Source organism: Shewanella surugensis, assembly GCF_023284005.1.
Classification (GTDB): Bacteria; Pseudomonadota; Gammaproteobacteria; order Enterobacterales; family Shewanellaceae; genus Shewanella; species Shewanella surugensis.
In genome coordinates, this window is record NZ_JAKIKS010000171.1 from 1 (window position 1) to 8,595 (window position 8,595).

The following is an 8,595-nucleotide window of genomic DNA, read 5'->3' on the forward strand; positions in this document are numbered from 1 at the left end:
ATGGTTATCTTGCCATGATTTTATCACTTTTGATGCACTCAAAGAGAGTGTAAAAAACATCATGGATAATTATCCGTCAAAATATACGATAACTTTTAGTTAAGCACTTAACTTCCATTTACTTATTGTTTTATCAACATCTGATTCGATATCTTTATACATTCTGTGATATTTTTTGTCTTCATAGAATTATTGCATACGACGCTTACAACGGAATATTTACCATAACGAAACGCTTGTCCAAATTCTACAACATTGTATTTATCATCAGGTTTAGATATTTTTTTCTCTAGCGTTTCAAGGTGATCATGCAATTTTGTAGCGTAAATTAAAGCATGATGATCTGTATTAGAGTTTATGTACTTCTTGAAACTACTTTCAGCAAACAAAACTTTAGAACCGGATCTTCTGGCGTTTACAGGGTCTTGACTTAAGGCTACGGCAAGACGGATTAACCTTTCTCGTTGAATTAATTGCTTCCTTGCGATATATTTTGAGTGAAGGCCATCAGAAAACTCTCCTTTCTTACGCTCATAATATAAGCCGTAGTCATCAAAAATATTTTTTTGCAATAATAATTGAATTTCGTCATTTGATCGCCGATCTGCTTCGTCCACTTCACTCTGTTGATTAGTTGCTTTGGATATATCTTCAATAAGCTTTAATTTTTTATTTTCACTCAAATTACCCTCATCGTTAAATGTAATAATTTTTAACAAAACTTCTTTTTCATGAAAAATATTATCATCTTCATTTCCATCGAGAATTTCTTGGTAAATTTTACTTAATGTGTGAGCTGTTTGACCACCATTGATAATCTGAGGGTTACTGATACATATTTGAGCTTTATCTTTTTGACCAATTCTTTCATTAAATGAAGTCGAATCAGACAACATAGTTATTCCGTTATTAAAAAGCGCAAACTCATTTGTTTTTTTTGATTTTATGGTGTTGAGTATTTCAGCATTAACCTTATTAACATTAAGTTCCAAATAACACCTTGGGTTGAATTTAAGAATCGAGTTTTTATATTTACTTAATATTATTCCAATTTCAATTGTCGGTACAAAAACAACTGTAATATTGCAAGAGTCAAACTCAGTTTTAACTTCATAACTAATTTTCGCACCCGACGAAGATTTGTTCATAAGATTTAATGAAATAGCTAACTCAGAGCTATTATAATAAGTTCCATTAATGACAGGGAAAACTAATCTTTTATAAACTTTATCAAAATCATAAACAATGGGAGAAAAACCATTGCATAATTTTTTAAATGCCCTTTGATTACAATTTTGAGAATTAGCTAGAATAATAACTTTTTCTTTATACTTACCTATATCTGAAACTTTACCAATTTCTCTTATTAATTGCTTTATCTTCCCGTTATAAGAATTATCGTTATCATCACATAACTCACCCTCAAGAACTCGATCAATATCCATATTTGCAAGTTCATTTATATCAATCGGCTTACCTTCAAAATTATTTTCATTGGTTCTAAACTTTGATTGTATTATATATGTTGTTTTTGATTCTTGATCTATAAAATATAGCATCAATACCTCCGTCGTAAGGACCATCAGTAATTACTCTCTCTCTTTCTTCGAAGCTTAGTAAACCAAAATTAACTTTTAAGAAAGATGAATTAATACCCTAGATCGTGCTTGATTAATTTTTTCAATATCACTCTTTTTAGGTTGATATTTAGTAAAGCGTTCAGGCGCTTCCTTACAAATTTGATCGAGTATATTGACCAATGTTGAATATTTAGACATTCAATTTCCTTATACACCAATTTGGAAGTACGTATAACTTTTATATAGTACACATACTCGATTATCACATCAGACCAGCACTCTTTTTAAAAATAATGCGCATAGCTAATATACTGTATTATATTACCTAACTTGATTAATCCGCTACACACTACTCATATTATCTAGCCAAAAATACCACCAGTAGGATATCTTTGTAAATAAAATGTTTATTAGAGAGCGGAAGACAGGTGAAATAGTTGATATCAATCACAACTTTAAAGATACCTGCCAGCTCGAAGAAACACACCACTTTGCTTTTTCTCTTGATTGTGCATTTTTTCTTTTCGATCCCCATCGGAGTAACGTTAATTTTCGATAAAAAATACCGTGATTGAGACAGGAAGTCGAAAATAGCCTTAGGTGAACCACGGACGGTGAATATGAGGCGGTAGATATTTTTGTGCATCGAAAATTGAAGTGCCTTACTCCGCAGGGCGTTATGGAGGTTATTAGGAGGATAAGGACGAGCAGTCCTCCTAATCCCAGTGTGGATGGGCATCCACGATCTTAGCCTGCTGCAGGCAATGATACCCATAAGGCCACAAGCTGACAAACACTCACCAATAGCTAAAAAAGCTAAACGCTAGTTTAAAGTGATCAGTGTGAGTGGGAACTCACGATCTTCCATTAAGCGAAGCTTAATATCCAATAGTCCAGTGTGGAATGGGTATCCACGACCTTAGCCCGCTGGAAGCGATGAATATCAATAAAGCTTCAAGCTCAAACACACTTAACCAAGACCAAAAATAACCAAATGCACGTTTAAGCCATCCATGAGTGGCCAACTAATCATTTACCTCCCGGTGTGAATCCCCATTCACACACCCCATTATCGGGTCACATCTTCAAACAACTGATCGGCAAGGGATTGCAACACTTCCAATGTGGGGTGAGTATGAGCGAAAGTTCGCAGACCATAGATCCCCATGACAAAATAACGCGCTAAGGCTTGGCAATCACGTTCAGCACTCTTTCCACTACCACTCTGACGATGAAGTAAACCTTGAGTTTTGGCTTTGGCAAACTGCTGGGCGATCCCCTGCTCCCAACGGGTCAGATTGTCAGTAATAATACTTTGTAATTCGTCATCTTGCTCCGCCATTTCATTGAGCGCTTTGGTTAATAAACACGCCTTACTGGCCTCACAGCTAATGCATTCAAGCACGATACTATCAAGATATTTTTTTAACTGCTCAAGCGGAGTTTGCTGACCCGAAAAGTGCCGTTCAAACTCAGTTGACCTATCGCTTTGGTATTGCCCTATCGCGGCTAATAATAACCCGCGTTTATTAGTAAAAGCACAATAGAGGGATCCTGGATGTAATCCTGTGGCTTGGGTAAGATCTTGCATGCTGGTTTTGGCATAGCCTTTATTCATGAAAGCGAGCATGGCAGCCCTCAAGACGTGTTCTCTATCAAATTCAGCATTACGCATAAGCAAGCGCTATTGTTATTGGCAATGTGCTCAGTGTACGCAACTTTGAATACTTGTTCAAAATAATAATTGAATGTTCATTCAAATAAGCCTATCTTGAATGAATGTTCAAGATAGATACTACAATAAACGATTCAAAAATAAAGGGGTTCGGGAAAGAACATCCAAGACCCTGAATGTAAGCAACGGCATTTAAATAAAGAGCACCATTATGACTGATAACTTATTTCAACCTTACGCCCTCAATAACTCACTCCATTTAGCTAATCGTATTTTAATGGCGCCCCTCACCCGCTGTATGAGTGATGCAGAGCTCGTGCCCACCCAAGAGATGGCTGATTATTATGCTCGCCGTGCAGGTGCAGGGCTGATTATTTCTGAAGCTACCATCATTCGCCCTGATGGCCAAGGCTACCCCAATACCCCAGGATTATTTACTCCTGCACAAATAATAGGTTGGCGTAAAGTCACCGATGCAGTGCATAACAAAGGCGGCAAAATATTCGCCCAACTTTGGCACACCGGTCGGGTCGCACATCCCCATTTTTTTAATGGCCAAGATGTCATGGCACCTTCTGCTGTGGCCGTTGAAGGCAGTGTTCCTCGTATGCGAGAGCTCACTTATGTCACCCCAAAAGCGGTAACCCATGATGATATTCAACAGTTAATACAGGATTATTCTCAAGCAGCGGCGAATGCCATTGATGCCGGTTTTGATGGCGTCGAAATTCATGGCGCAAATGGCTACTTGATTGATCAGTTTTTGCATCATGACAGTAATCACCGCGAGGATGAATATGGTGGTTCGCCTGAAAACATGTCACGTTTTGCCTTAGCTGTGGTCGATGCGATTATCGACCGTATTGGTCATGAAAGAACGGCTCTGAGACTCTCCCCAGGGGCTTATTTTAATATGGCTGGCGACAAAAGAGATCGCGCCGTGTTTGACTATATTTTACCCCAACTTGAGCGCCGTCATTTAGCCTTTTTACACATAGGCATATTTGATGACGCCATGGAATTTGATTACTTAGAAGGACGCGTCTCTGACTATGTGCGCAAGCATTATCAACAAACCTTAGTCGGTGTTGGCAGTTACACGCCTGATCACGCCAGTGCAGCGATTGCCAATGAAAGATTTGATCTTATCGCCATCGGTCGACCCTTTATCGCCAATCCCGATTATGTAGAAAAAGTGCGTCAAGGTAAAACCCTCACTCCTTATAGTGATGACATGTTGAGCACGCTTTTTTAAAGGGACACTTTAAGCGTAAAGTAAGACTTAGCTTTAAAGTGATACTTGGGCAATAAAGAAAAGAGCATTAAAAGTAAGCCATTGAAGCAATAAAATCATTAAACGGCAATGATGTTATTGTTTCTTTTACCCACACCATGGCGCGCTTTTGTTGAATGAGGATTATCAAGCCAACACTCGAGCATACTCTAGTACTTACATGACACCCGAGCATAACAGTGCAATACTAATCATCATTTTTAAAGGTCATTCTCTTACTGACAATCACATAACCCCGACTGCGTTTTGAACGATCATCAATACCCGACATGGCCTGAAATAAATGCGCACTCTCAACCCAATAAGAGGGTAATTTATAACGCGCCACATCTAACACTAAAAACCGATCTTGCGCCTCATGATACGCCACGACTGGTGAGACATGGCCTCCCCCTTCTTGTTGCAGGCCCTTGCGATCAAAATTCACCAGTAAACGCTGATTGGGACTTTTTAATGCCACAATCGCTGCACGCCTAAATTTATCCACACTGCTATTACTGGCGTAGACTCTTTCAACATTCACAGGGTAAGTCGAAATTAATTGGTTCATTTCCTCTAAGGTGGTGCTTTGGTACCCGACAATGGTTGGGCTAATGATTTTCAGCACTTTGTCGGTAAAAATATTGTCTTGATCAAATAATTGATAAGGATATAAATTGGGATTGGCCGGTGCTGAAATATCGAGGGAATTAAGCACCACTACACTACTGGCAATGGCGCAATAACTCAGCTCTTTTTGGGTAATAAAATAACGCAATGACGCCCAAAAATCCTCTGTCGTTAAAGCATCTTTAAACAGCTGCCTTGCAGGATCGGACACTGGCGCCTCGGTAGAGTTTTGGTAAATGACCTTAAACCCTGTCGACTCTGCTGCAGTTGCTATCGACGATAAAACAAGAGACACCACAACAATCCCGCTTAATAACCATGATTTTGTATTCATACCCGCTCCAAATGAACAATCAATATAGACCCAAACCCATTGAAGATACTAGATTCTACTGATTTGAGTATAAGATAAGATCCCAGAATAGTAACAATAAACGATGCGTCTTTTGAACGGGTTAACGGCGAGATTTCAAAAAAGCATTCATCCATTGGCATAAACAGGCCATGACTACCGCGCTGAGTAATAAACCAGAAAAAGGTACCGCAGTACCAGAATGAAATAAGGCCAGTAAGGGCCCAGATAAAGCCCCTGAGCCAAACTTTAAGGTACCAATCACCGCAGATGCCGTTCCCACTTCCTTTTTAAACTGCATATATACAATAGAATCGGCATTGACTGACATTACCCATAAACACCCCATAAAAGGCAGTAACGTCAAAATAGTATAATAATAACTCAGGCCCAATACGTTTACGGTGACTAACCCTGATGCCGTCATCATCGCCAATAACGTAGCTGCAGCCAACAACTTGGCTGAGCCATAACGGTCAAGTAGCCGACCATTAATAAAACTGCCCAAAATCAACGCACCGACATTACTGGCAAAGATCAGGGAAAAAGTATATTTATCTAAACCAAAGACTTGCATGAAAACAAAGGAAGAGTCGGTGATGTAACAAAAAAAAGCAAAAGAGGCAAAAAAACTGGTCAAGATATCCAGCTTCACCCCCGGCGTTGAAAACACCATTTGATAATTCTTAATAAAAGACAGTTGGCTTCGATTGTGACTTTGATGATCACTCGGGAAACGTAACCAGACAACGGACAAAATAAAAATAATCAATCCATAGCCTGCTAAGAATAAAAAAATCAAATTCCATTGGCCGAGGCCCATAATTAAACTACCAACAAGAGGCGCAATGAGCGGTGCTAACATCATGATTAAGTTTACATAAGACATGCCTTTGGGGGTATCTTTGCCGTAAAGTTCTTTAATATAACCTGGAATAGCCACTGTCGCCGCCGCACCCGACAAAGCTTGAATAAAACGCAATGTCAAAAACCATTCTATCTGGGTGCTAAAAGCGGCTAATACACTCGCCAGCATAAAACCAAATATTCCCCATATGACAAATTGACGTCGTCCCCAGCGATCGATTAACGGGCCAAATATAAACATGCCCAGCCCAAATCCGGCAAAAAACAAGCTCAAAGATTGCTGGATAAGGGTAATATGCACCTTAAAGTCTGATGCCATATTGGTCATTGCAGGTAAATAAAGATCGGTAGAAAACGGCGTGATCGCAATGATTGTCGATAACATGACAGTCAAAAAAAGGAGTTTCATTTGGGCAGCTGAATACATACACATCTCTTATTCAAGATTATTATACCAATTCCAGTAAATAGATGATCAATTCAGAGCCTCTCAGGTTTTTCAATTCAAGGCGCATTCATTGATAAATGGTTATTCCCTTTAAAATTAATGCAACGCTAAAGTGGAATGCCTGAGAGACTCACGTAGTGCGGGTTTCAAAATACTTTATGCTACGTTAGATGCTTTCGATATACGCCCCCATGGATGGGGAAGGTAGAGCGACGTTTGAACCCAAGCCGAGAATAACTATTAGCTTCAAACATCCGCGACCGCCATGGATGGTGGGAATGTCTGTTAATGCAGGAGCAATTAATGACCTTGCCTACAGTATTTTGAACTCCCGCTGAAAGATCACTTATATACTGGAATGGGTATTATTCCACTCGATAAAGTCAAGCGCGTTTAAAATCCCTGTTTGACCCAAAGCGCAATATTCTCCATCGTTCCTTGTGCATCGGGTAAATTTAAATGCTTCACATTCGGTAAGATCTTAACCGTTGCTTGAGGTGCATTCGCCATCATCAACAGCGGAAACTGCTCGGCATAAAAAGCCTCATCCTGCTCCCCCACTAATAAGAGTATAGGCTGACTATTTGCCTGTAATGCGGTTTGATAAGCTTGAGGTGAGAAAGACACCATCAAGCGATAAGAATAACTGTCCAGTTGTAAAGGGCCATTCTTAGACTGAGGTCGATTAAAAAAAAGCACTGGCGTATCATTGAATCGCGTCAGACCCAATTGATTCAAAATACTTAACCCAATAATGCGTCTGACCGACACTTGTACCCAGCCTCCTGAATTTGGCCGCACGGTCGGGGCATCATGGCCCAAATAAGGCGCAAGCAAGAGGTAAGCATCAAAGGGCGTTTGCCTGTTTTGAGTCATTTCAGTTAACCCATTTTCCTCTAACACCGCTCCCTTTAACACACTGGCATCGACATCTAACAAAATGTCAGTTGAAATGTCATGATGTCGAACCGCGTTATTTTGTGCATGGCCAGCATATTTAACCGTTAAGCCCCCACCGGAAGAATGACCTACCAAGATAAGCTCTGCATCAGGGTACTGTTTAGCAAGCATAAAATGTAAATCGGCTAAGTCGTCTTCATATTGACCCATATAATCAATATCACCGGGTTTGGATAACATTGAACGCCCATGACCCCGAAGATCAGGAATAATCACCGTTGCGCCAAGCTGTTTATTTAACTTATCAGCCAACGGCAATAAATAGCGCCCCTCAGCACCTGAGCCATGTAATAGTACAAAAACCTGATCAGTGTCCCCCACTAAATAACGATAAAATAATGCCTTACCATCACGAGTCACATATTCGGCCTCAATACTGTGAATATTTCCCATGGCCTCGGTATTTAACACATTAAAATCTAACCCTAAAGCACTCGTCTCACGTTTGACTGGCACAAGCACCAGACTGAGCACGACGGTGAAAAAAATAATAGGGATTAAAATAGAAATCACGATCAGCTTATTCATTAATCTATCCTTTTTTAATGACAATCTGTTTTGATAAGCATAAGATCTAGTTTCAGATAATAAGTGCAACACGATAACAGCTTATCACTCCCTGATAGCGGAATACATTAATCCCTTCTATTAATTGAATAAACCTTATCGAAGCTGCCATAATAAATAAGCCCTAATCAATAATCCCTAGATCTCAGCAATAAGCGACACACGTTTACCTGTTAAAAACTCATAAGGACTGAGAAAGTTTAACGCCTTTCTTGGCCTCATGTTAATTAAAAATTCAGCATT

General features: G+C 39.6%; 7 protein-coding genes and 1 pseudogene. 1 reads left to right on the top strand and 7 read right to left on the bottom strand.

Annotated elements, in window-relative coordinates; genetic code table 11:
- Positions 1 to 122: 122 nt before the first annotated feature.
- From L2764_RS24410 to L2764_RS24420, 3 genes are all read right to left on the bottom strand, one after another.
- Positions 123 to 1,559: an AIPR family protein gene (locus L2764_RS24410; protein WP_248942971.1), complete on the bottom strand. Its 1,437-nt coding sequence runs from the start codon at positions 1,557 to 1,559 to the stop codon at positions 123 to 125.
- A gap of 75 nt (positions 1,560 to 1,634) precedes the next feature.
- The gene (locus L2764_RS24415) at positions 1,635 to 1,778 is read right to left on the bottom strand and encodes a hypothetical protein (protein WP_248942972.1); all 144 of its coding nucleotides are present in this window, start codon (positions 1,776 to 1,778) and stop codon (positions 1,635 to 1,637) included.
- Between the two features lie 871 nt (positions 1,779 to 2,649).
- Positions 2,650 to 3,255 (bottom strand): TetR/AcrR family transcriptional regulator, encoded by a 606-nt coding sequence (locus tag L2764_RS24420; RefSeq protein WP_248942973.1) that lies wholly within the window; start codon positions 3,253 to 3,255, stop codon positions 2,650 to 2,652.
- Positions 3,256 to 3,466: 211 nt separating this feature from the next.
- Here L2764_RS24420 and L2764_RS24425 point away from each other — a divergent pair, with 211 nt between their 5' ends.
- Positions 3,467 to 4,510, top strand: coding sequence for an alkene reductase (locus L2764_RS24425; RefSeq protein ID WP_248942974.1), 1,044 nt, complete (start codon positions 3,467 to 3,469; stop codon positions 4,508 to 4,510).
- 226 nt (positions 4,511 to 4,736) lie between these two features.
- On the opposite strand, the gene L2764_RS24430 is transcribed toward L2764_RS24425, so the two are convergent.
- From L2764_RS24430 to L2764_RS24445, 4 genes and pseudogenes are all read right to left on the bottom strand, one after another.
- Positions 4,737 to 5,492 (bottom strand): phytochelatin synthase family protein, encoded by a 756-nt coding sequence (locus L2764_RS24430; RefSeq protein ID WP_248942975.1) that lies wholly within the window; start codon positions 5,490 to 5,492, stop codon positions 4,737 to 4,739.
- A 121-nt stretch (positions 5,493 to 5,613) separates the two neighbouring features.
- Positions 5,614 to 6,804 (bottom strand): multidrug effflux MFS transporter, encoded by a 1,191-nt coding sequence (locus L2764_RS24435; RefSeq protein WP_248942976.1) that lies wholly within the window; start codon positions 6,802 to 6,804, stop codon positions 5,614 to 5,616.
- Positions 6,805 to 7,218: 414 nt separating this feature from the next.
- Complete coding sequence (locus L2764_RS24440; protein ID WP_248942977.1) at positions 7,219 to 8,313, bottom strand: alpha/beta hydrolase; 1,095 nt, start codon at positions 8,311 to 8,313, stop codon at positions 7,219 to 7,221.
- Between the two features lie 177 nt (positions 8,314 to 8,490).
- Positions 8,491 to 8,595, bottom strand: a pseudogene (locus L2764_RS24445) (IS30-like element ISVsa7 family transposase); the annotation flags it as partial.

Excerpts from the sequence above, each read along its gene's own strand:
- L2764_RS24410 (WP_248942971.1), bottom strand. The coding sequence starts at position 1,559 with ATGCTATATTTTATAGATCAAGAATCAAAAACAACATATATAATACAA.
- L2764_RS24415 (WP_248942972.1), bottom strand. The coding sequence starts at position 1,778 with ATGTCTAAATATTCAACATTGGTCAATATACTCGATCAAATTTGTAAG.
- L2764_RS24420 (WP_248942973.1), bottom strand. The coding sequence starts at position 3,255 with ATGCGTAATGCTGAATTTGATAGAGAACACGTCTTGAGGGCTGCCATG.
- L2764_RS24425 (WP_248942974.1), top strand. The coding sequence starts at position 3,467 with ATGACTGATAACTTATTTCAACCTTACGCCCTCAATAACTCACTCCAT.
- L2764_RS24430 (WP_248942975.1), bottom strand. The coding sequence starts at position 5,492 with ATGAATACAAAATCATGGTTATTAAGCGGGATTGTTGTGGTGTCTCTT.
- L2764_RS24435 (WP_248942976.1), bottom strand. The coding sequence starts at position 6,804 with ATGTATTCAGCTGCCCAAATGAAACTCCTTTTTTTGACTGTCATGTTA.
- L2764_RS24440 (WP_248942977.1), bottom strand. The coding sequence starts at position 8,313 with ATGAATAAGCTGATCGTGATTTCTATTTTAATCCCTATTATTTTTTTC.